Here is a 21,159-nt window from a genome sequence, read left to right on the forward strand (position 1 = left end):
TCCTATTTTAAGATGTTTTTGACCATTTTTAACTGAAAACCGCCTATTTTCCATAGTCCAAAAGCCGGACCAAGAGCGAGTAGCAAGTAGCCGTATTTTACTGAAAAGTCTTGCGGTAAATTTCCCAAAACCTGAATACTAACAACACTGATTCCAAAACCGATACAGTTGACAAGCGTTAGTGCGCTGCCGCGTGTTTCAGGTGTGGTATTCGCAGCGATCATTCTCGAAAACTGCGGACTATCAGCAACTACCGCAGCACCCCACAAAAGTATAAATACCAGAAATAAAAAAGAGGGAAACATGATGGCAAATGGTGAAATCAGACAACAAAAACCTGAAATCCTTAACGATAAACCAGCAACCTTTTTACTGCCCCATGTTACACTTAAATGACCGCCCAGGGCGCACGAAAGGGCTCCAATTGCAATACCAAAAAACGACCAGAGCGCAACATTGAGTCCGGCGTTATTTATTTCAGTATAAGAATGTATCAGAACAGGTAAAAATGCCCAGAAAGCATACAATTCCCACATATGTCCAAAATAGCCGTAGGCGGCTTTCCTAAAATTTTGAGTCTTGAAAAGTAGCGCAAATGCATTCCATTTAAATTGTTGCTGTTTTCTCCTAAATGGCCCATCTGGAATGCAAAAACCGACCAATAATCCGCCCAAAAGGGCTAAAAAACTGGTTATTACGGTGATTTTTACATAATCAAATTGGAACCCAAAGCTATTTAAAAAGTGTGGAAACGCAGTACCCAGCACAAGCGCCCCTACGAGATAGCCCAGGGCAAGCCCCAAACCTTTTTCATAATAATCTGCTGCTATTTTCATTCCCACAGGATAAATTCCTGCAAGAAAAAAACCGGTAAAAAACCTAAAAGTTAAAATCGTATAAAAATCAGGATGGGGCAGAAGCAGGCCCATATTGCAAAAGGCAGCCAGGAGAGCACTGCATAAAAATACCCGTGAGGGTGAAAACCTGTCAGCGATCAGTAAAAAGGCATAAAGGAGTGTACCTAGTATAAAACCGAATTGTACTGCCGCGAGCACGTTAGAAATCGCCGCGGTGTCCTGAGCTTCCGCGATGGGGAGCTGCGGAATGCTGATATTGCCTACAAACCATAGGGAAGTTCCCAGAAACTGGGATAAAATAAGTAATACGGTAATGCTTTTTTTCCCCATGCTAAGGTTTTGGTACATGTGCCACTACCGCAAGTTTACGACCATTGGGACTTACCGCCAGTCGGGTAATTTGTTCTAATCCGTCCGTTTCTAAAGTAGCTGTTTTTTCCCATTTTGGTTCGCCCAGGGTATCATAAATAAACAACTGATTGCGACTTCCTATCAGGATCTGGGCGCTATCAAGCCAGGCATAGTCCTGTATCCCAATGGGAAGCGTACATACAAAATAGCTGGTCATCCCTTCATCTATATCCAGTAAATAGATATCCAGTTCGCCAGTTTCATTCACAAGCGTGTAACTCATAAAGGTACTGTTTGGAACTTTACGAACGCCGCGGCCCACATTGGTAATAATGAGGCTGTCTTTTTGTGTCTTTAGATTTATAAAATGCAGGTTCATACCACTGGGATTGACTACTGCCGCAAGTATTTTTTCTGCGGAATAGAAATCAAAATAACCTACTTTGACCGCAGATAGCAAATTTGTAGAATCCTTTTGAGAATAGCTGTACAATCGCTGGGTACCATCTTCATCAAGCCGAACTGCAGCAACTTCTTGAGAACCGGGAATGCGCAAAGGCGAAAATTCTGATCCTCCCAGGCTTTTGTTTAGAAATGAAGTGGAATCCTGAGTGATATCATATATTCCTATATCCGTCTGATCTTTCCTGTTTCTTGAATATAGTAAAGTCTTGTCATCATAAAATGACGGTTGGTTGTTATATCCGTCATTCCGTGAAATATTTCTACCATTTTCAAAAGAAACGTGGCGTTCTTCTCCTTGCACATCAAAAAGAAAAACTGCATGTTCTGGCTTATTTTGAGCAAGAACTGGTGAAAACAGCAATAAAACGGCCCACAACCTCATAAAATGACATTTTGGCGAAAGTTATAAAATGTACTTATCTAAATGTATTTTCCAGACATTTATTTGAAGTTGCGAGTCAAAAGTAAATTGTTCTGATTCGCATGAAACGTGTTTTATTTGAATACCTATCAACTCATAAAGCAATAAACAATTCCTGAGTGATTCGCGTTATTATGTATATAACAAAACAAGTTGGTTATGTATGTTGCGTTTTCAAAGATATTTTAACAAAAATTTTATGAATCTTTTGAATTTAATTTTATTCGGTTATATTTGTAAGTGTATTTTTTGCATTTATAACTAAATTTCAATCGTTTGAATTTACGCAGCAATACAGCTTTTCAATTATAGTTGAGTGATAATCTGGCGTTCATATTGCGCTTATACACAAAATAATTTTTTAATATGGAAATAAAATTAGGAGTGAGTACCTGGTTGTGGAGTTCTCCATTTACCACAGAGACCATAGCGCTTTTTCCCAAAATCAAAGAAATGGGTTATGAGATTGTTGAAATTCCGGTTGAAGATCCCGCGTTGATAGATGTTAAAAAAGTAAAAGAAGCCTTAGATATATATGATCTAGATGTTACTATTTGTGGGGCTTTTGGCCCTAGCAGAGATTTTACAAACGACGATTCTTCCTATCACAATACAAGTTTTGAATACATAAAATCCTGTCTGGCTATTTGTAATGATCTGGGCGCGTCTTTTTTTGCAGGCCCCATGTATTCTGCCGTGGGCAAAGCCAGACTGGTTTCCGCGGAACAGAAAAAAATAGAATGGGACAGGGCGGTTACCAATCTTCAAAAAGTTTGTAAACTGGCGGCAGCACAGGGACTGGATATAGCATTAGAGCCGCTCAATCGGTTTGAGTCTGATTTAGTAAATACCGCCGAAGATGCGCTGCTATTGATAAAAGATATTAATAACCCGGCAGCTAAAATGCTATTGGACGGTTTTCATATGAATATAGAAGAGCCAGATATTGTAAAGGCAATTACGCTTGCCGGGGATAAACTTATTCATCTACAGGTTTCTGAAAATTACCGGGGCACTCCCGGTACCGGCCAGACGCGATGGGATGATTATAAGCTTGGCCTGGAAGCAATTGATTATAAAGGGGCTGTTTGTATAGAAAGTTTTACCCCTAATGTTAAAGAACTTGCCGGCGCCGTTTGTATATGGAAACCACTTGCGGAAAGTCAGGATCGTTTTGCTCGTGATGGCTTTAAGTTTTTAAAAAAATGGGCCGCAAACACCACTAATTAAAAATTTTTCTACAAAAATTATATGCAGAAAATCCTATAACAATCATTTTCTAATATTAAAGATAGAGCTATGAGTGCAAAAAATATCAATATCGCTATAGTTGGTTTAGGCTTTGGCGCTGAATTCATTCCCATTTATCAAAAATATCCAAATGCAACCATGTACGCCATTTGTCAACGTACGCAAAGTAAAGTAGATGAAGTGGGAGATGCCTTTGGAATCGAAAAAAGATATACCGATTTTAATGAATTGCTGAAAGATCCTGATATCGATGCGGTTCATATCAATACGCCTATCAACAATCATGCGGCTCAATCTTTGGCAGCTTTACGCGCCGGAAAGCATGTCGCCTGTACTGTACCTATGGCCACAACGGTAGAAGAATGCCGTGAAATTGTACAAACAGTTAAAGAAACTGGCTTGACCTATATGATGATGGAAACTGTTATATACAGCCGCGAATTTCTCTTTGTTAAAGAACTCTATGAAAAGGGAGAATTGGGAAGACTACAATTTCTTAGGGCTTCTCACCAACAGGAAATGGCAGGATGGCCGGGTTATTGGGAAGGTTTGCCCCCCATGCATTATGCAACGCATTGTGTTGGGCCGGTGCTTGCCTTATCCAGAGCAGAAGCAGCTTATGTTTCCTGTTATGGTTCGGGAAGAATTGATGAAAAGCTTATACCCAAATACGGTTCTCCATTTGCTATTGAAAGTTGCCATATCAAATTTAAGGATTCTGATCTTTCGGCCGAGGTTACGCGTTCCCTTTTTAATACCGCCCGCCAGTACCGGGAAAGTTTTGATGTGTATGGTTCGAAGAAATCGTTTGAATGGACTCAAATTGAAGGGGAGGATAGTGTAATTCATACAGGTGAGGAACCCTCCAGGATCAAAATCCCGGATTATGCCAAATTATTGCCTGAAGAAATTCAGGCTTTTACCACGGCAGGGGTTTATGATTCAGACGATAACCAGCATTTATCGTTTATTCAGGGAGCAGGACATGGCGGGTCGCATCCTCATTTAGTTCATGAATTTGTAAGTGCCCTTTTAAATAAGCGGCAGCCCTATCCTAACGCCACACAGTCTGCAAATATGACCTGTGTTGGAATTTTAGCACATGATTCTGCTATGAATGATGGTAAAACTATCCAATTACCCGATTTCACTTTTTCTAATCCTTAATTTTCTCCACATGAAAAGAATATTGCAAATAAAGTCAGGCCTAATTCTATTAATCCTATCCCTTTCATTAATGGGATGTCAAAATACTAACAAGGAACAAATGCGACATGTTGTAATTTTTAAGTTTAAGCCCAGTGCTACTACTTCTCAGATAGATAGCGTAACAAATGCCCTGAGAGATTTGAAAAATAAGATACCCGGAATTGTATCTTTTGAAAACGGTACCAATACAAGTCCGGAGAACAAAAATATGGGATTCACTCACGTGTATTTATTCACGTTCGAAAATGCCGATGCACGAGATGCCTACTTACCTCATCCTGAACATAAAAAATTTGGTGAACTGCTCGGTGAATTGGATGTTGTAGATGATGTTTTTGTGGTTGATTATGTTCCCCAAAAATAAACAGTCCTTAAAACCAACTTTCTATGAAATCATTTTTATCAAGATTCGGACTACTACTCTTAATTGTTCTTTTTGCTTCTGCATGTAAAACCTCCAAAGAAAAAAAAGCCGATACAGGCCCCAGGAAGTTGGAAATTCTTTTTCTGGGTCATGCAAGTGAACATCACAACAGCAGAAAATTCGCCCCTATTCTGGCATCGGCATTAGCAACAGATGGAATAAATATCTCCTATACTGAAAATGTTAAGGACTTAAATGAGCAAAATTTAAACCGCTATGATGGACTGATAATTTATGCAAATTATGATACCATCGCCAAAGCGAAAGAAAAAGCCCTTTTAGATTATGTTAAGGCTGGGCATGCTTTTATTCCCATACATTCGGCTAGTTTTTGTTTCAGAAATTCACCCGACTATGTCGATATGGTAGGAGGACAATTCAAGAGCCATGAAACGGGAACCTTTACTGCTAAAATCGTAAACAAAGAACATCCAATAACAAAAAACATTAATGAATTTTCAACCTGGGATGAGACTTATGTACACGATCATTTAAGCGATGACCGTACGGTTCTGGAAGAACGTATAGATGGAGAGCACCATGAACCCTGGACCTGGGTCAAAGATTATGGCGACGGAAAAGTGTTTTACACGGCTTACGGTCACGATGTGCGTACCTGGGAAAACCCTGAATTTCAGAACCATATTAAACAGGGCATTCTATGGGCTGTTGATGATCAGGCGAAGAATAACTGGCAAGATTTTAATAAGAATATGCCAGAACTGGTCTATAACGATATGGCCAATATCCCCAATTATGAAAAACGTGATCCAGCCCCCCAATATCAGGAACCACTTAGCCCAGAAGAATCTAAGAAACTGATTCAGGTTCCTGCCGGATTTGATCTTGAGCTTTTTGCTTCAGAACCGGATATTATTAATCCCATTGCTATGGACTGGGACGAAAAAGGCCGTCTCTGGGTGGTGGAAACGGTAGACTATCCCAATACAGTTCGTAATGACAATGGAGTAGGAGATGACCGTATCAAAATCTGTGAAGATACCGATGGCGATGGTAAAGCAGATAAGTTTACCATTTTTGCAGAAAATTTGAATATTCCAACAAGTTTTACTTTTGCCAATGGCGGAATCATCATTTCCCAGGCACCGGATTTTCTTTTCTTAAAAGATACGGATGGTGATGATAAAGCCGATGTAAAAGAGAAAATAATTAGCGGTTGGGGTACTTTTGATACGCACGCGGGGCCTTCCAACCTGCAAAGGGGGATGGATAATAAAATATAGGCTCTATGCCAAAAATAGGACAAAATGTCCCGTTCAACTATTCCAGCCTTATTTTCACTTCCTTTAATTTTTCCAGATCAAACGAGGATTTGCCCTTATGTGCCAGAAAATCATATTCTCCGAGCATATTGATATGTTGCCAGGTCATTATCGAACTACTCTTTATCGAATTCAACAATTTATCGTACTCTTTTTCGTCTTTTAATACCGATAACTTTTGTGATATTGTCAGGTAGTTCCATAATACTATGGCATTCTGTATCAAGTGCCGACAGGAAACGGCAATTTCCTGTTCCGCTTTGGTGCTATAATTAAGTTCTTGGTTCTTTCCGAAGTACACAGCATTAGCAAACTGGTGGGATTGTTCGATACGGTTCAACTGCTTTTGTATGCCTTGGCGCAAAGGCACTTCATTGATGTACCTAAGAAGAAAAATCGTCTTGAATATTCTGCCCAGATTCTTTAGGGACCTGTGCAAAGGATGTTGTTTCGAATAGGAGCCGAGCCTACGGAGGACTTCCGAGGCCTTGACCTCCTTAAGCTTTATGGAACACAGCAGCCTTAGAATGTTTTCCCATTGCTCGGCCAGAACTGTTTCGTCTATGTAGAGACTTTTTGAGGGCAATATCCTATAATTCAAAGCATCGTACATTTTTCTGGGATTGGCTTTAAAAGTGTAGAGTAATTGGCTTTTAAAGTTCTTTATCCTTGGGGCGAAGAATATACCAAGGGCATTACAAATACCAAAAACGATTTCACTATAACCGTGTGTATCGGTCGAATGGATATCGCTCTCGACGTCCTCGTTGTGCATCAGACCGTCCAGAACGTAGCCCGCCTCCCTTTCTGAAGCACTTATGACCGTACTGTAAAATAGTCTGCTTTTTTCGTCGATAAAACTATATGCGGATACGCCCTTCCCGAATCCGAAGTATTTATAGGAGTATGCCGCATTTAGTGAAGGTACCATCACATTGAACTTTTGCCCATCGCTGGAGGTATGCAACAAATCCTTTTTCTTTTGGAACAAAAGGGGTAACGAAAGTTCGTTCGTAACCGAGATGATACGACGGTTCGCTTCATCGATATTCTCTTTTCCAAAGTGCCATTTTATGGCATAATCCAATTTAGCCACACCGATTCCCTTCGATATCTTTCCCATCTTGCGTATACCGATATTACAACCTAGAGCCATGAGCCCTGCAAGTACAATGTCATCGGGAGGTACCTTATTGGAACTTTTACGGTTATAGTGCGTAAAATTGGATGTTAACCCTGTACATTGCCCAACATCCGATAACAAATCTATCAGCGGCAGAAATCCATCGTCGCCAAGAATGTGCAACAGACCTTCCGCATTACCCGTTTCGAGAGTGGGGGTGTCAACCCTAGGTTTTCCGTCCCTCGTAAATTTCAAGTATCCGTTATCCTTGACTTGCTCGTTGGTTTCCCTGAAACGTTCGTCAAGTTCTTTTTTAATACCTAAAAGAAAATCCTCGAACCGGCCAAGGGAGGAAATATTCGAACGTTCCAAAAGTTTGTCCCTGTCCGTTTCCCAGCGTTTTTTTGAAATCAGGTATTCATCTATCGACCTATACTTGTCCGAGAACTTCAGGTTCACGGAACCGGCCTTGATATGTTGTACCGTTTCACGGAAAAGTAATACGTTGTACAGACGTTGGTCGATTGATCCTTTATCGTTCAACACCCATTTATGGTCCTTTTCGGCCAAGAAGGAAGTAGGCGCCGGTTTACCATTTTTTTCGCTTGCCGATCTGAAATAGGCGATTGCACGCAATATGCCCTCGTCCGATGTTTCCGGATTTAATTCGAGTACCTTGAGTATTCCGCCGACCCGATTATATATTTTTCTATATCCTTTGGCAAGCTGGTCGAAGATCATCCTGTCCCTCAACGGGGTTCCGCCCTTTTCCAATTTGACAAGTTCCGACAAAAGTCTGTCCTGAAAGGATTCTTCCTTGAAGGCCAACAGGTCCTTCAAAAGCGACAGCTTTTTGGAATCTTGGTAATTCGGGGAATAGACTATCCCACGGGCTTTTTCTAGCTGTTTTTTCGAACTTAGTACGATTTCCCTGATCTTGGACAGTTTCTCCTCGGTTTCCCCACCCTTGGAACCAATATCCAAAAAGTTCTTTGCTACCTCTTTTTCCGTATCGTTATGATATTTTTTCACACAGACCAATAGCGTATCGACAAAGAAATCCTGTCGCGTCCTGAACTGATAAACGATAAAGGCCAAGAGGTATATTCTTTTCTTGGGCAAATCCGTAATACTATCGAATTGGACATGTTCCGCCTTTATTACCCAAACGGCATAATAGTTCAATAGTTCGTCCGATATGTCAAGTGATGCGATGAGCCCGATAAAATGGCCGTGAAGGTCGGAGATTATCTTAAAATCATCCAAACTTTCTTTGATTTTTTTCGGCGCCACTTCCTGCGTGGGCTTTTTAAGCTTGGTCAGCAGATAAGGGTTCCTAGCGGATATTTCGTCATGATCGGTGGGAAGCGACATAAGACCGTCCAACATTTCTCTTTGGTCCCGGGAAAGTTCTTTCTCCATCCTGGCGACCAGTTGCTGTTCGTACTCGTTGAGGGAACTACGGATGATATCCGCGAATACGTAGTATTTTGGATGTTCTATTTTTCGCTCTACCAGAAAGTCCCTCAAGGCATGGAACATTTCCCTTGGCCGCAATGCGGTCTTGACCAGTTCCCTAGCCTCATTTTCCATATCCTGTCTGCCCTCATTAAATTGAACGTACCCGTATCGCTCCAATATTATCTTGCGATGTCTGTTGTAGGAGGTTTTTGCATACCCGGAGAGATCAAGCGGGACTTCGCCGGGGAAAAGTTTTGAAACGAACTCGATATCTTCCCGATGGAAACTTACGGGCACGAAGAATTTTTTTTGAAGTATAAAATAACCGCGTTGAATTACGAAGCCCATTTTTGTCATAGGTTTTCTGAGCAGTTTCCCCATTTCCGCGATGCCCTCATCGGTAAATACGACGTTTCTTTGTTCTGGGCTAAGAATACCCGGGGTATCGAACGCTTTTATCTCTTTCTCCCTGAGCAGGTTTATACGTGGCATATGTTCCGTTTTCCATCAAGATAAAAAACAATGCATCGGCCTCGCTATTTATTTTTTATTTCTTTTCTCCGCCAACATTTTCTTGACTTCCTCCCATGAGTAGTATTTGGCACTACCATCAAAGTGTCGTTCCAATCTTCTATCAAGCTCTTCTTTGATAGTATCAGTCAGTTCAATATTTTCTTGGTTCCGGTTCAATTGACAGTTTTGTTGTTTCTAAGTTAGGGAAAAATAAAGTTTGTCCCGAAAAAGGTTCGTTTTTTGGGACTGTTCTTTTTCGTACGTTGCTGCTCCAGCAAGTTGAGGGCAACAAGTTTGGTGCCTTTGAATTTTTAAGTCTCATAAGAGATTTCATTTTCTCAAAATAAGTCATCCTTTATGCAATAAAACCTATTTTTTTACAGAATTTGTTATTTTATTTGTACGAACTATGAAATTACTAATTGTAGAAGACGAGATCCAGTTATTGAAGTCCCTTGAAGATTTTGCTTCGGAGGAATTCTATTTTTATGATTCCGTATCCACCCTTGAGGGCGCATTGGAAAGGGTCGCCCTCTATGATTACGACTGCATCGTGCTGGACATCAACCTACCTGACGGTAGCGGGTTCGAACTCCTGGAAATCCTGTACCAAAAGGAAGAAAGCCACGGTACAATTATACTTTCGGCACGCGGTTCATTGGACGACAAGCTGAAGGGGCTTGGATTGGGCGCGGATGATTATTTGACAAAACCTTTTTATTTTTCGGAACTCAATGCCAGGATAAAGGCCATTATTCGCAGAAAGCAGTTCAAGACCAACAAGTTTGTCAATTTCGCCAATCTGGTTATCGACCCGGATCAACATCTTATCGGATTGAACGATCTTGAAAGTACCATTTCACTTACCAAGAAGGAGTTTGCCATCCTCTCCCACCTTATCAACAACCATAAAAGGGTAATTACCAAAGTGGCCCTGGCGGAGTATATATGGGGGGATTATGTGGACGAGGCCCAAAGTTTCGATTTCCTATTTTCCCAGATCAAGAACCTTAGGCGTAAATTGGCCAATGCCGGTGCAGAAGTCGAAATCAGGAATATATATGGTGTCGGGTATCAAATCGCGATAATATGAAGCTACTTGACTATACCTCCCGTATACAGATGTTCCTGTTCTTCCTGCTTTTCGGGATATTCTCGATACTGTTCTATTTTGTACTGAGTTGGAACGTTTTACGCAACATTGATGAAATACTCTACAACCGTAAGACCCATCTTTTGGCATTTCTGAAGGAAAACCCTCAGATTCCCTTCGAAGAAAATAACCCCCTGGATGATTTTACCTTCTTTCCCATAGAGGGACCGGCATATGAAAAGGGACGGGAAACCTACACGGATACGCTTGTCTTTGAAGATGTAGATGACGAATTCGACGAGTATAGGAAGCTTACTTCCTTTGTAGCGCTGAATGGTAAACCTTATAGGTTGGAAATTGAAAAACCACACCTGGAAGCCACCGAGATCATCGGCACAATATCCATTACATTGGGGGGGCTGTTCCTAGGGATGGCAGTCTGTTTTTATATGTCACAGCGATATATTTCCAAAAAAATATGGAAGCCGTTCCACGAAATGCTGGAGAAACTTCGCCACTTTCGACTTGATGAACGGCAGTTACCGGAGTTATCAAACTCGCGGATAGATGAATTTCAAATGCTCAACGGGGCCGTGAAAGAACTTGCCCGAAAAAACATGGATGTTTTTGAGAGCCAAAAGCAATTTATTGAAAACGCATCACATGAAATGCAGACCCCCCTCTCCATTATACAGTCCCGCCTCGAGGCACTTATAGGACAAGCAGAACTCACGGAGGAACAGGCAGTTATCCTGGAAGGGATCATAAGCTCGACACAGCGTTTGAAAAAGCTCAACAAAACGCTACTGCTCCTGTCCAAGATCGAGAACAGGCAATTTATCCTGACGGAAGAAGTGAACCTCGGTAGGATGGTCGATAGGCTATTGGATTACTACAGTGAACAGAAAAGGGCCATGAACATAGAAGTACAGGTAGATTGCCCGGAAAATTTTATCGTGCGGGGAAACACCATGCTTACGGAGATATTGGTCCAGAACCTTTTGAAGAACGCATTTCTGCACAATATAAAGAACGGGGCGATCGGCATTACCGCGACCGACCATGCCAACGCTTCCCGAAATGGCAGAAAAGGTAAGGGTAAGCTGGTCATAGCCAATACCGGACCTTTTCCCTTAAAGTCCGCTGGGGATGCACAAATGAAGTTGGATACGGAAAGGGTCTTCGAGCGTTTCTATAAAAAATCCGGTAATCCCGACACTTGGGGGCTTGGATTGGCCATTGCAAGCAAAATAACCGATACCTGCAATTGGCATATCAGCTATTCCTACAAAATGAAAAGGCATGTTTTTGAAGTGGATTTTTAGAAACTACCAATTTTCTACAGAATAGGTCGCTACTTTTATATTCGATTTTTTATACGCTTCGTTTATCACGGTAAATCGGGGCTTCAATTTAAACTTTAAGCCAAATAACAATGAACAGAAAAGACTTTATCAGAAACTCGGCAATCATCGGCGGGGCCACTATTCTCCCGGTCAATAACGTTTTCTCCCAGAACGTATCCGAAAACGGTATGGACAAACTTGTGGACGGCAACGGCAACTTTATCCACCGGCCCCTTAACTATAAAAAGAGCTTTTTAGAGCCGTTCATGGACGAGGAGACCCTTCACCTGCACTATGAGTTTCACCACGGCGGTGCAGTGGACGGGGCCAATAAAGATTTGGAAAATATAAAAAAGCACCTGCAATCCGGGGACATGGAGATGGTCGATCTATGGACCAGAAAACTGTCCTATCATTTTTCCAGCCATGTATTGCACTCCATTTTTTGGACGAACCTTACCAATAAAAAAACCGGTCCCAAGGCAGGTTTGCTGAAACAGATCGAGAAAGATTTCGGTTCCTTCGATAAGCTGAAATCATATATAGCAAAGGTTTCCAAAACCGTGGAGGGAAGCGGTTGGGGCATTTTAGGATATCAGCCCTATTCGAGGTCCCTTACCATGCTACAGTGTGAGAACCATCAAAAGTTGACGCAATGGGGCGTTATCCCGCTTCTGGTCATCGATGTATGGGAGCATGCCTATTATCTTAAGCACAAGAATAAAAGGGCCGAATTTGTCGATACCATATTGGAGATAATAAATTGGGACAATGTAGCGGAGCGGTTTGAGGTAGCAAAAAAACTGAACAAAGCCTGATCGGCATACGTTTAAACAAATATACCTGCTAATCGGCCAAGTGAATGAAAGCAATACCATGGGCATAAGGTTGCTACTGCCCGACTGGGACACCCTTGTTCTGGCCGCTCTCATAATCGGACTTATCGCGGCACTGGTCTACTTTGTTTTAAAATGGGACATGCTCAAAACTATATTTATCAGTGTTGTAGGTGGTATCGTTTACTATGCCATCTTCAAGGGCCTGGGATAATGAAGTATGTCTTTTTGCCATATTTCTACAGAATCGGATATTAGATTTGATATATGAAATGGCTAATTACTGTAATGACGCTTTTTATTATGGCCAAAATTAATGCGCAAACTAGTCAACCCAACATTATAGAAGCTCAATATACCAATGAGGCCATAAAACTTGATGGGAAGTTGGATGAACCGGTTTGGGAAACGGCCATCCACATCAGCAATTTTACACAGCGCGAGCTCAACATAGGGAAACCGGCAACGGAAAGAACGGAAGTAGCTATCGTCTATACGGCCAATACCCTTTATATAGGGTTCTGGGGGTACGACGGTGAACCGGACAGGCTGGTCGCCCGTGAAATGAAGAGGGATTTTGAGTTCGACCTCGAAGATAACTTTGAGGTAATCATAGACACCTATAACGATGACCGTAACGGCTTTCTCTTCGTGGTCAACCCCAATGGGGCAAGGGCCGATGTGCAGGTTATCAACAACGGGGAATCGGAAAACGAGTTCTGGAACGGGGTTTGGAACGCCAAGACGACGGTTACGGATCAAGGGTGGTTCGCGGAGATACAAATTCCCTTTTCCACCTTAAAGTTCAAGACCGATTTTGCGAAGCAAAGGTGGGGCATTAATTTTGAACGTAATATCCGAAGAAAGCGGGAGCAGCTGCTTTGGCAGGGGTGGTCGCGTGATTCGGAGCTCGAACTGCTCAACCGGGCCGGCACATTGGTAGGGCTCGACAGCATTATTAACAAAGATTTTATCGAAGTAAAGCCCTATGCCATAGGTGGTGGGCAATTCACACCCGGTGTAGAAGAAGGGGAACTGAATGCCGGAGGGGACATCAATTACCTCATTACCCCCACCCTGAGGATGAACCTGACCTTCAATACGGATTTTGCACAGGTGGAATCGGACAGGCAGCAAATCAACCTTACCCGTTTTCCCTTATTCTTTCCGGAACGCAGGGAATTTTTTCTGGAGGGACAGGATTTTTTCGACATGGGCATGGGCAACAGGATCATTCCTTTTTACAGTCGCAGGATAGGGCTGGCGGAAGATGGTTCCACCGTTCCGATCCTCGCGGGGGCAAGGCTGCTCGGAAAAGTCAACAATTCTACCATAGGGGTATTGTCCATGCAAACTGCGAGAAAGGACAGTATTGCCTCGGCCAACTATTCCGTGCTCAGTTGGCGGCAGGATGTGCTGACACAGTCTTCCGTTGGCATCCTTTCGGCCAATAAATATGAAAACGGCCGTTTGCACAGCACAACAGGGGCATATGGGCTTTACAGCACCTCTAGCCTTTTTGGAGATAAAAACCTGAATATAGGTGCGGCTTTTACCCAGAACTACAATTCCGATGATTTTGACGGGAAAGCCAACGCAAACCGCATCTACCTGAGCTACCCCAATGATAAAGTGGAGTTTGACATGGCGTGGCAAAGAAGTGCCACGTCCTTCAACCCGGAGGTAGGATTTCTGAGGAGGGATAATTTTCAGGAATTTTATGCGGAGCTTGAATGGAAGCCCCGTCCAAAAAATTCACTCAAATGGATCCGTCAGTTCAGCTTCAAAGGACTGGACATGAATTATATTATAAATGACGATACCAAGGAACTACAATCGTTCCTTTATGAAATAAGACCGCTGGGGTTTGAAACCCGAAGCGGGGAGTTTTTTGAATTAAACCTGCAACGAAGGGCGGAAGGCCTGCGCGGACCTTTTGAAATTAGGGAAGGAATCACCATAGCGGAAGGGGATTATTGGTACAACCGAACGGAAATACAGGCCGCTACTTTTGGGGGACGCACCTGGTCGGTTTACACCAGGTTAAATTGGGGAGAATTTTTTACTGGCAACAGTACAGAAAGTACATACGAGGCATCCTGGCGGGCAAGCCGATTTCTCAAAATAGGTGCCAACTACGAAAAGAACTGGGTCGATCTGCCCGAGGGAAAATTTGATACCGACCTGATCGGAAACCGGATCGAGTATGCCGTAAACCCGAACCTTTTCGGTTCTTTGTTTTCGCAATGGAATAGCGAGGACGATAAGGCAATAATCAATTTTAGGCTACAGTGGATTCCCATCATCGGGGCCGATTTCTTTTTTATTGTCAATCAGGTGTACGACACCTCGGGAACAAGTTGGAAACAGGAACGGACAACCATTTTAGGTAAACTGATATGGAGATTTGTAATTTAAAAAATAGAACCATGAAATACTTAATGATCAGCGTAACACTTTTAACGCTTGTATTTACGGCATGTAACCCTTCACAGGACGAAGTCACGGTTTACTCCACGGTAGATCAGGTATTTTCCGAACCCATTTTAAAGGACTTCGAAAGGGACACCGGCATCCGGGTAAATGCCGTATTCGATACCGAGGAAACCAAATCTACCGGGGTTATGAACAGGCTCATTGCCGAGAAAAGCAATCCGCAGTGCGATGTGTTTTGGAGTGGTGACCCGGTGCGTAACGGAGTCTTGAAATCCAAGGGTACTACCCAACCTTTCCAATCCGGCCAAACCCAATTAATTCCCGCTCATTTTAAGGAAAAGGACAACCACTGGATAGGATTTTCGGCCAGGGCAAGGGTATTGATATACAACAAAAGTTCGATAGCTTCCGATTCCCTACCGCAATCGATCATTGATTTCACGGAACCCCGCTTCAAAGGGAAATTTACCATGGCCAACCCGCTCTTCGGGACCACTACCTTTCACGTTGCGGCGATTTTTTCAGAATTGGGCGATAGGAAAGCGAAGCAATGGATGAACGACCTGAAGAAAAACCAGGTGGTCATAGCAGCCAGTAACGGGGACGTAAAAAAGCGGGTGATGAACGGGGAACTGGCTTTTGGCCTTACGGATACCGATGATGCTTTTGAAGCCAAAAAGGAAAGCGATGAAGTGGAATATATCTTTCTGGATCAGCAGGAAGGTGGGATCGGCACCCTGATAATGCCCAACGCGCTTAGCCTTATCAAAGGCGCTCCCCATACCGATAATGGAAAAAAACTAATGGATTATTTGCTGAGCCGCCGGACAGAATCCAAACTCGCCGCCTCCTGTGCGCAGATGCCCCTGATAGAAGGTACCGAGGTTCCCGATAACGTCCCGTCATTGGACAAAATTAAACCGATGAAAATCGATTATGATGAAACTGCCGATAAACTGGAAGAAATACAACCATGGCTAAAGGAATGGACGGAAAATTAGCAAAACATATCATACGTTTTGCGCCTTTGCTACTACTTTTTAGCCTGTTGGGCCTACCATTACCGTTGCTGGTTTTCCAGTGGCTTACCGATGCAAACGGGGCAGGCCCGTTCTCTTTTGTAAATGGGGAAACTTTGGTGTTGATCGCGAAGAGCCTGTTGATTTCTTCAACGGTTGCGGTATTGGCCACTTTTATGGGCACCGTTTGTGGCTTTTGTCTGTACAAGTTCAAATTTGCTTATAGCGGGCTGTACAAACTGCTTCTTCTGCTGCCATTGTTGATTTCCCCTTACATTTTTGCCGTTGCCTGGAAAGACGGATTCTACTGGCTTTTTGGGAATTCCAGCTCCATTTATTCAGCATACGGGGTTATCATGGTGCATACCTTTGCCTTTTTTCCGTTGGCCATGCTTATTACAGGGAGTGCGCTGTCACGGATCCATACCGGTTTTGAGGAAGCCGGATTGATGGTGGTTCCGCTAAAAAGGATGGTCCTTAAAATTATGCTTCCCCTTATCCGTCCGGCACTCACCATCTCGTTTCTGCTTATCCTTATATTCAGCCTGAGCGATTTTTCCGTCCCCGCATTTTTTAATGTTCGCACCTTCACCACCGAGATATTTACCCAGTTCTCCGCGCTCTATAATTTTTCTATGGCAATAGGCCAGTCCATCCTGTTGCTGCTTGTGATCTTTGCGCTATTGTTCATTGAAGCACGTTATTTGTCGGATGCGCCTTTCTTTTCCGTATCGGAAAAAGGAAGCCGTTCCAAAGAATATACCCTGAAGCGTCCATTTGCGGTACATCTTGTCCTCTGTATATTGCTGCTTTTGGTACTGCTTACCCCGGTCTTAATGCTGGTGCTGCAGTCCCTGACCGGGAGGGTATTTTTCTTTGCAAAGGCATGGGAACTTATACGCCCCGCTGCGATTCAATCCCTCAAACTTGCTACGGCAGGGGCTTTACTGGTTACTCTCATAGGGCTATGGTCGGCCTATGGAAAGGAACGAAGGCAATATCGATGGCCGGATCTTATACTTTTATTGACCTTTATCGTTCCACCTACGGTACTTGGGATCGCGTTGATCCGGTATTACAATCTTCCGTCACTAAACTTTATCTATGGTACATCCATGATCATTTTAATAGCCTGGCTGGGGAAGTTTGGTTTTATCGCCTCCCGTATAATCGGCAATGGCATTAAACAAATACCCGTTTCTTTTGAGGAGGCAGCTTCTGTGATCGGCATCCGCCCCATCAACCGGTTTTTGAAGATCGGCCTGCCCTTGTTGATACCTTCCCTATTTGCGGCATTCGTATTGGCCTTCATCCTATGCCTTGGGGAGTTGGGCGCTACGATGATGGTCTATCCGCCGGGGATGGAACTGATGCCGGTCAAGACATTCACGATAGGCGCCAATGCACCACAAGCCCTTACCAGCAGCATGACCTTGATCAACCTGGCCATAACACTATTATCGATCACTTTGTTCTTTATTTTGGGTAAATGGGTGTTCAAAAAATTCCGCTATGCATAAATTGGCCCTCGAACATATAGCCCACTCCTATGGGGACAAGGAAACCTTGAACGACCTTTCATTTTCTTTCGAGCGCGGCAAGACCACTTGTCTGCTCGGGCCTTCGGGCTGTGGAAAAACTACGGTACTTCGCTTGATTGCCGGACTGGAAGAGCCTTCGGACGGAGCGGTGAAAATAGAAGGAACAATAGTAAGCGGAAGGAAGGAAATCATCGTTCCCCCGCACAAACGAAAAATCGGTTTCATTTTTCAGGACCTGGCACTATGGCCCCATTTCAACGTCTATGAGAATATCGCTTTTGGACCAAAAGAAAAAAAACAAAAGAACATAAAATCCAAAGTGGTCGGGTTGCTGGACTTGTTCGGTATAGGTGACAAAATTTCCAAATATCCCCATGAACTCTCCGGGGGGCAGAAACAAATGGTAGCCCTTGCCCGCTCGCTGGCAATGCAGCCGGAAATTCTCCTTATGGACGAACCCCTTGCCAATATTGACACGCATTTAAAAGAAAGTATCCTCCAACACCTTAAGACGGTTCAGCGAGAAAGGCGATTTACATTGCTATATGTTACCCATGACCATCGGGAGGCAATGAAAATAGCCGATTATATCATTGTTATGGAAAAAGGGAAAATAGCCGTAGCCGGAACGAAAGCGGAAATACGGAATTCTTCTACAGAATTTGTAAAATCATTTTTAAACATCTAAAAAAATCATATTATGAACACTAGAACAAAAATCATCACTCTTTGCATCCTTACGGTATTAACAGCGGTTGCATGTAGGGATACTTATTCAAAAAAATCCGAAAAAGAGATACAGGAACTGAGTGCCTTGGCCAAAACCCCGGATTCTATGGAACCGGCCGAGAAGATCAGCTTTGATTTTGAAAAATATACCATTGACCAACTTCCAGGCGAATGGTCGCAATTCTATGCCGGTTCGGGCGGTACCAAGTGGCAGGTCAAAGATGACGAAGGTAATAACGTGATGGCGCAATTGTACGGGGGCAATCCAAACGACCATTTCAATATTGTGGTCTATGATGACCTGACCGCAGAAGACATGGTACTTACGGCCCGTCTGAAAGGCGTTACCGGCGATCATGACCAGGGAGGCGGATTCGTCTGGCGGTTTACGGACAGAAAAAACTATTATGTGGTAAGGGCAAATCCTTTGGAGGATAACGTAGTACTTTACAAAGTGGAAAACGGTAAGCGTACCGATCTTCCCCTGATAGGCAAAGGAAGAACCTACGGGGTCGATGTTCCCCCTATGGGAAATAATTGGCATACCCTCAAGCTCACTGTCAAAGGTGATTTATTTACCGTGTATATGGACGACAAAGAACTCTTCAAAGTACAGGACACTACCTTCGGGAATTCGGGAAAAGTAGGTTTCTGGACCAAAGCGGATGCCGTAACCTACTTTGATGATCTGGAAATCGAAAAATTTAAATGAATATTCAACCTCTAAAAACAAAATTTATGATACGCACGAAAAACAGAACGATCCTACTGATCATTACAAGTGTTTGCCTGATAATTTATTCTTGCGATACCAGGAAAGACCAAAAAACCCCTTCGGGAAAAGGAACGGATACAGCTACACAAAAAGTACAGGATGAAAAAGACCTGCAACCACTGGATATCCAATCAATAAAAAATATCATTGATATAGAGGGCAAAGAAGATAATGGCGAGTACAAGGTGACAATACCCCAAAACGACCTGAACGTAATGGTCGATGGGTTCAGGATTATTCCACCTATGGGGTTGGGGAGCTGGGTGGCCTTCGCGCCAACTTCGGATAAACCTATGATCATGGGGGATATTGTTGTTACCGAAAAAGACTTAAAGCCCGTTCAGCAAGAGGTTATCAAACAAGGTTTGACAATTACCGCAATCCACAACCATTTTGTCCGAAATGAACCGGATGTGATGTATATGCACGTTGGCGGTATGGGGGATGAAAAAGACTTGGCGGCGAGTGTGAAAGCCGTTCTCGACAAGGTCACAGAAATAAGGGGTGGCAACCCATCCGAGACCAAAGCTGCCACCGTAGAAAATACATTGGATACAAAGAAGATCGATAGTATCCTAGGTTTTAGCGGGAGTGCGAACAATGGGGTATATAAAATCGCAATTGGGCGACCTGATGTAGACTTGAAAGAACATGAAGCGCCGGTAAGCAACTTTATGGGCTTCAACACGTGGGCAAGTTGGCAGGGGACACCCGAAAAAGCGGCGGTAGCAGGGGATTTTACAATGCTTGCCGATGAAGTGGCCCCCGTAATAAAAGCTTTGGTAGAAAATGATATCGAAGTGGTTGCCGTTCATAACCATATGGTTCACGAAAACCCGAGAATCTTCTTTTTACATTATTGGGGTGTAGGTCCGGCAGAAAAACTGGCAAAGGGATTGCGTGAAGCTTTGGATAAAACAGGGGTGAAAAAATAAAAAAAGGCCCGAGCAAGCCTTGAACGGATATAATCCAGCCAAAAACCGTTTAATATAATCTTTGAATCTCATTTGCCTTAATATCTGTTTTTTCAAAAGGGAAAGTTTTTATAGTTTCAACTTACCATGAATGTCTTAAATATCGAAGTACCCTCCAATCTTTTAGTGCCATAAAACGGCCGTATTACGGGACAGCTTTGCCAAAGCGGAAAATCTTGGACGGGAGTGTCCCATTTCTGGTCTTTTTTAGTAGTTTCGTTAAATAACGTTTTATGGGACACTTATGGTCGTAGGATATGCCAGGGTCTCGACGAAGGACCAATCGTTGGGCTCACAGAAAAACCTTTTGAAAAATGCAGGGTGCGAACAAATTTATACGGACGTGGCCAGCGGCACAAAAGAAGACCGGAAAGGTTTGAGGAAAATGCTGAAGTACCTTAGAAAAGGGGATACGGTCATAACGTATAAAAATGACAGGATGTTCAGATCCTTAAGGAATATGATAGACCTTATCGATACCTTCAACGAAATGGAGGTGCATTTCAAAAGCCTTAGCGAACCGGAATTCGATACCACTTCCGCCAACGGAAAGTTTCTTCTCCAGATATTCGCCTCCGTTGCCGAATTCGAACGTAACCTGATATCGGAACGCACCAAGGTCGGATTGGTCAATGCACGGAACAGGAAAAAGTTATTGGGCAGACCAAAGGGCACCTCGAACGCCATAAAAGAGAAATACCATTACGCAAAACACCTTTACGACAATATGAACGTTTCGATCAGGGAGGCATGTAATAGGGCCAAAATCAGTAAAAGTTCGTTTTATAGGGTGGAAAAGGAAATCACATGAAACAGTTTGAAATTGTTTGCGAAAAATCCAAGGATGGTTATAGCGCCTATGTGCCGGGTCTCCCAGATTGCACGTCCGCAGGGACTGATCGGAAGGACATCGAAAAGAATATGTTAGAGGCTATCAAACTTCATCTGGAAGTTCTTGCCGACAGCCAAACAGGGACTGGCCATCCCTAATTGTTCCAATTCTATTTTAAGAATAGGCATAACCTTTTGTAATTGAGTGAATTAAAAACATT

At 43.1% G+C, this 21,159-nt stretch carries 20 protein-coding genes; 16 read left to right on the plus strand and 4 right to left on the minus strand.

The window, feature by feature from the left end; genetic code table 11:
• Positions 1 to 2: 2 nt before the first annotated feature.
• The gene (locus tag P162_RS16365; RefSeq protein WP_051908114.1) at positions 3 to 1,187 is read right to left on the minus strand and encodes an MFS transporter; all 1,185 of its coding nucleotides are present in this window, start codon (positions 1,185 to 1,187) and stop codon (positions 3 to 5) included.
• 1 nt (position 1,188) lies between these two features.
• Complete coding sequence (locus P162_RS16370; protein WP_031428926.1) at positions 1,189 to 2,055, minus strand: hypothetical protein; 867 nt, start codon at positions 2,053 to 2,055, stop codon at positions 1,189 to 1,191.
• A gap of 405 nt (positions 2,056 to 2,460) precedes the next feature.
• On the opposite strand from P162_RS16370, the gene P162_RS16375 reads away from it, so the two are divergent.
• From P162_RS16375 to P162_RS16390, 4 genes are all read left to right on the plus strand, one after another.
• Entirely contained in the window at positions 2,461 to 3,324 is an 864-nt protein-coding gene (locus P162_RS16375) for a sugar phosphate isomerase/epimerase family protein (protein WP_031428928.1), read from the plus strand.
• Between the two features lie 69 nt (positions 3,325 to 3,393).
• Complete coding sequence (locus P162_RS16380) at positions 3,394 to 4,512, plus strand: Gfo/Idh/MocA family protein (RefSeq protein ID WP_031428930.1); 1,119 nt, start codon at positions 3,394 to 3,396, stop codon at positions 4,510 to 4,512.
• 100 nt (positions 4,513 to 4,612) lie between these two features.
• A complete protein-coding gene (locus P162_RS16385) occupies positions 4,613 to 4,918 on the plus strand; it encodes a Dabb family protein (RefSeq protein ID WP_051908116.1) in 306 nt (101 codons plus the stop codon).
• Between the two features lie 23 nt (positions 4,919 to 4,941).
• On the plus strand, positions 4,942 to 6,222 hold the full coding sequence (locus P162_RS16390; protein WP_031428934.1) for a PVC-type heme-binding CxxCH protein: 1,281 nt from the start codon (positions 4,942 to 4,944) through the stop codon (positions 6,220 to 6,222).
• A gap of 37 nt (positions 6,223 to 6,259) precedes the next feature.
• Here P162_RS16390 and P162_RS16395 read toward each other — a convergent pair whose 3' ends face one another.
• A complete protein-coding gene (locus P162_RS16395) occupies positions 6,260 to 9,337 on the minus strand; it encodes a Tn3 family transposase (RefSeq protein ID WP_051908117.1) in 3,078 nt (1,025 codons plus the stop codon).
• Between the two features lie 48 nt (positions 9,338 to 9,385).
• Positions 9,386 to 9,535: an addiction module protein gene (locus P162_RS18095; RefSeq protein WP_081868482.1), complete on the minus strand. Its 150-nt coding sequence runs from the start codon at positions 9,533 to 9,535 to the stop codon at positions 9,386 to 9,388.
• A 232-nt stretch (positions 9,536 to 9,767) separates the two neighbouring features.
• On the opposite strand from P162_RS18095, the gene P162_RS16405 reads away from it, so the two are divergent.
• From P162_RS16405 to P162_RS16460, 12 genes are all read left to right on the plus strand, one after another.
• Positions 9,768 to 10,451 (plus strand): response regulator transcription factor, encoded by a 684-nt coding sequence (locus P162_RS16405; protein ID WP_031428936.1) that lies wholly within the window; start codon positions 9,768 to 9,770, stop codon positions 10,449 to 10,451.
• Positions 10,448 to 11,776: a sensor histidine kinase gene (locus P162_RS16410; RefSeq protein ID WP_031428937.1), complete on the plus strand. Its 1,329-nt coding sequence runs from the start codon at positions 10,448 to 10,450 to the stop codon at positions 11,774 to 11,776. Before P162_RS16405 ends, P162_RS16410 begins: the two co-directional genes overlap by 4 nt.
• 110 nt (positions 11,777 to 11,886) lie before the next feature.
• Entirely contained in the window at positions 11,887 to 12,615 is a 729-nt protein-coding gene (locus P162_RS16415; RefSeq protein WP_031428938.1) for a superoxide dismutase, read from the plus strand.
• 40 nt (positions 12,616 to 12,655) lie between these two features.
• On the plus strand, positions 12,656 to 12,847 hold the full coding sequence (locus P162_RS16420) for a hypothetical protein (protein WP_031428940.1): 192 nt from the start codon (positions 12,656 to 12,658) through the stop codon (positions 12,845 to 12,847).
• An 89-nt stretch (positions 12,848 to 12,936) separates the two neighbouring features.
• Complete coding sequence (locus tag P162_RS16425) at positions 12,937 to 15,051, plus strand: DUF5916 domain-containing protein (RefSeq protein WP_164076283.1); 2,115 nt, start codon at positions 12,937 to 12,939, stop codon at positions 15,049 to 15,051.
• Positions 15,052 to 15,062: 11 nt separating this feature from the next.
• Positions 15,063 to 16,070: an extracellular solute-binding protein gene (locus P162_RS16430; RefSeq protein WP_031428944.1), complete on the plus strand. Its 1,008-nt coding sequence runs from the start codon at positions 15,063 to 15,065 to the stop codon at positions 16,068 to 16,070.
• A complete protein-coding gene (locus P162_RS16435; protein ID WP_031428946.1) occupies positions 16,043 to 17,608 on the plus strand; it encodes an ABC transporter permease in 1,566 nt (521 codons plus the stop codon). Before P162_RS16430 ends, P162_RS16435 begins: the two co-directional genes overlap by 28 nt.
• Entirely contained in the window at positions 17,601 to 18,317 is a 717-nt protein-coding gene (locus P162_RS16440) for an ABC transporter ATP-binding protein (protein ID WP_035917585.1), read from the plus strand. The genes P162_RS16435 and P162_RS16440 overlap by 8 nt, the downstream gene beginning before the upstream one ends.
• A 12-nt stretch (positions 18,318 to 18,329) precedes the next feature.
• Entirely contained in the window at positions 18,330 to 19,070 is a 741-nt protein-coding gene (locus tag P162_RS16445; RefSeq protein ID WP_051908119.1) for a hypothetical protein, read from the plus strand.
• Positions 19,071 to 19,096: 26 nt separating this feature from the next.
• Positions 19,097 to 20,068, plus strand: coding sequence for a DUF1259 domain-containing protein (locus P162_RS16450; RefSeq protein ID WP_035917622.1), 972 nt, complete (start codon positions 19,097 to 19,099; stop codon positions 20,066 to 20,068).
• Positions 20,069 to 20,351: 283 nt separating this feature from the next.
• On the plus strand, positions 20,352 to 20,918 hold the full coding sequence (locus tag P162_RS16455; RefSeq protein ID WP_031428952.1) for a recombinase family protein: 567 nt from the start codon (positions 20,352 to 20,354) through the stop codon (positions 20,916 to 20,918).
• Positions 20,915 to 21,097 carry a type II toxin-antitoxin system HicB family antitoxin gene (locus tag P162_RS16460; RefSeq protein WP_031428954.1) on the plus strand — a complete coding sequence of 61 codons (183 nt, stop codon included), beginning with the start codon at positions 20,915 to 20,917 and terminating at the stop codon, positions 21,095 to 21,097. The genes P162_RS16455 and P162_RS16460 overlap by 4 nt, the downstream gene beginning before the upstream one ends.
• The last annotated feature ends 62 nt before the right edge of the window (positions 21,098 to 21,159 follow it).

The sequence above is a fragment of the Flavimarina sp. Hel_I_48 genome (assembly GCF_000733945.1).
In the GTDB taxonomy this organism is placed as follows: domain Bacteria; phylum Bacteroidota; class Bacteroidia; order Flavobacteriales; family Flavobacteriaceae; genus Leeuwenhoekiella.

Bases quoted from the DNA above. Each gene is read 5' to 3' on its own strand.
- P162_RS16365 (WP_051908114.1), bottom strand. From the start codon at position 1,187: ATGGGGAAAAAAAGCATTACCGTATTACTTATTTTATCCCAGTTTCTG.
- P162_RS16370 (WP_031428926.1), bottom strand. From the start codon at position 2,055: ATGAGGTTGTGGGCCGTTTTATTGCTGTTTTCACCAGTTCTTGCTCAA.
- P162_RS16375 (WP_031428928.1), top strand. From the start codon at position 2,461: ATGGAAATAAAATTAGGAGTGAGTACCTGGTTGTGGAGTTCTCCATTT.
- P162_RS16380 (WP_031428930.1), top strand. From the start codon at position 3,394: ATGAGTGCAAAAAATATCAATATCGCTATAGTTGGTTTAGGCTTTGGC.
- P162_RS16385 (WP_051908116.1), top strand. From the start codon at position 4,613: ATGCGACATGTTGTAATTTTTAAGTTTAAGCCCAGTGCTACTACTTCT.
- P162_RS16390 (WP_031428934.1), top strand. From the start codon at position 4,942: ATGAAATCATTTTTATCAAGATTCGGACTACTACTCTTAATTGTTCTT.
- P162_RS16395 (WP_051908117.1), bottom strand. From the start codon at position 9,337: ATGCCACGTATAAACCTGCTCAGGGAGAAAGAGATAAAAGCGTTCGAT.
- P162_RS16405 (WP_031428936.1), top strand. From the start codon at position 9,768: ATGAAATTACTAATTGTAGAAGACGAGATCCAGTTATTGAAGTCCCTT.
- P162_RS16410 (WP_031428937.1), top strand. From the start codon at position 10,448: ATGAAGCTACTTGACTATACCTCCCGTATACAGATGTTCCTGTTCTTC.
- P162_RS16415 (WP_031428938.1), top strand. From the start codon at position 11,887: ATGAACAGAAAAGACTTTATCAGAAACTCGGCAATCATCGGCGGGGCC.
- P162_RS16425 (WP_164076283.1), top strand. From the start codon at position 12,937: ATGGCCAAAATTAATGCGCAAACTAGTCAACCCAACATTATAGAAGCT.
- P162_RS16430 (WP_031428944.1), top strand. From the start codon at position 15,063: ATGAAATACTTAATGATCAGCGTAACACTTTTAACGCTTGTATTTACG.
- P162_RS16435 (WP_031428946.1), top strand. From the start codon at position 16,043: ATGGCTAAAGGAATGGACGGAAAATTAGCAAAACATATCATACGTTTT.
- P162_RS16440 (WP_035917585.1), top strand. From the start codon at position 17,601: ATGCATAAATTGGCCCTCGAACATATAGCCCACTCCTATGGGGACAAG.
- P162_RS16445 (WP_051908119.1), top strand. From the start codon at position 18,330: ATGAACACTAGAACAAAAATCATCACTCTTTGCATCCTTACGGTATTA.
- P162_RS16450 (WP_035917622.1), top strand. From the start codon at position 19,097: ATGATACGCACGAAAAACAGAACGATCCTACTGATCATTACAAGTGTT.
- P162_RS16455 (WP_031428952.1), top strand. From the start codon at position 20,352: ATGGTCGTAGGATATGCCAGGGTCTCGACGAAGGACCAATCGTTGGGC.
- P162_RS16460 (WP_031428954.1), top strand. From the start codon at position 20,915: ATGAAACAGTTTGAAATTGTTTGCGAAAAATCCAAGGATGGTTATAGC.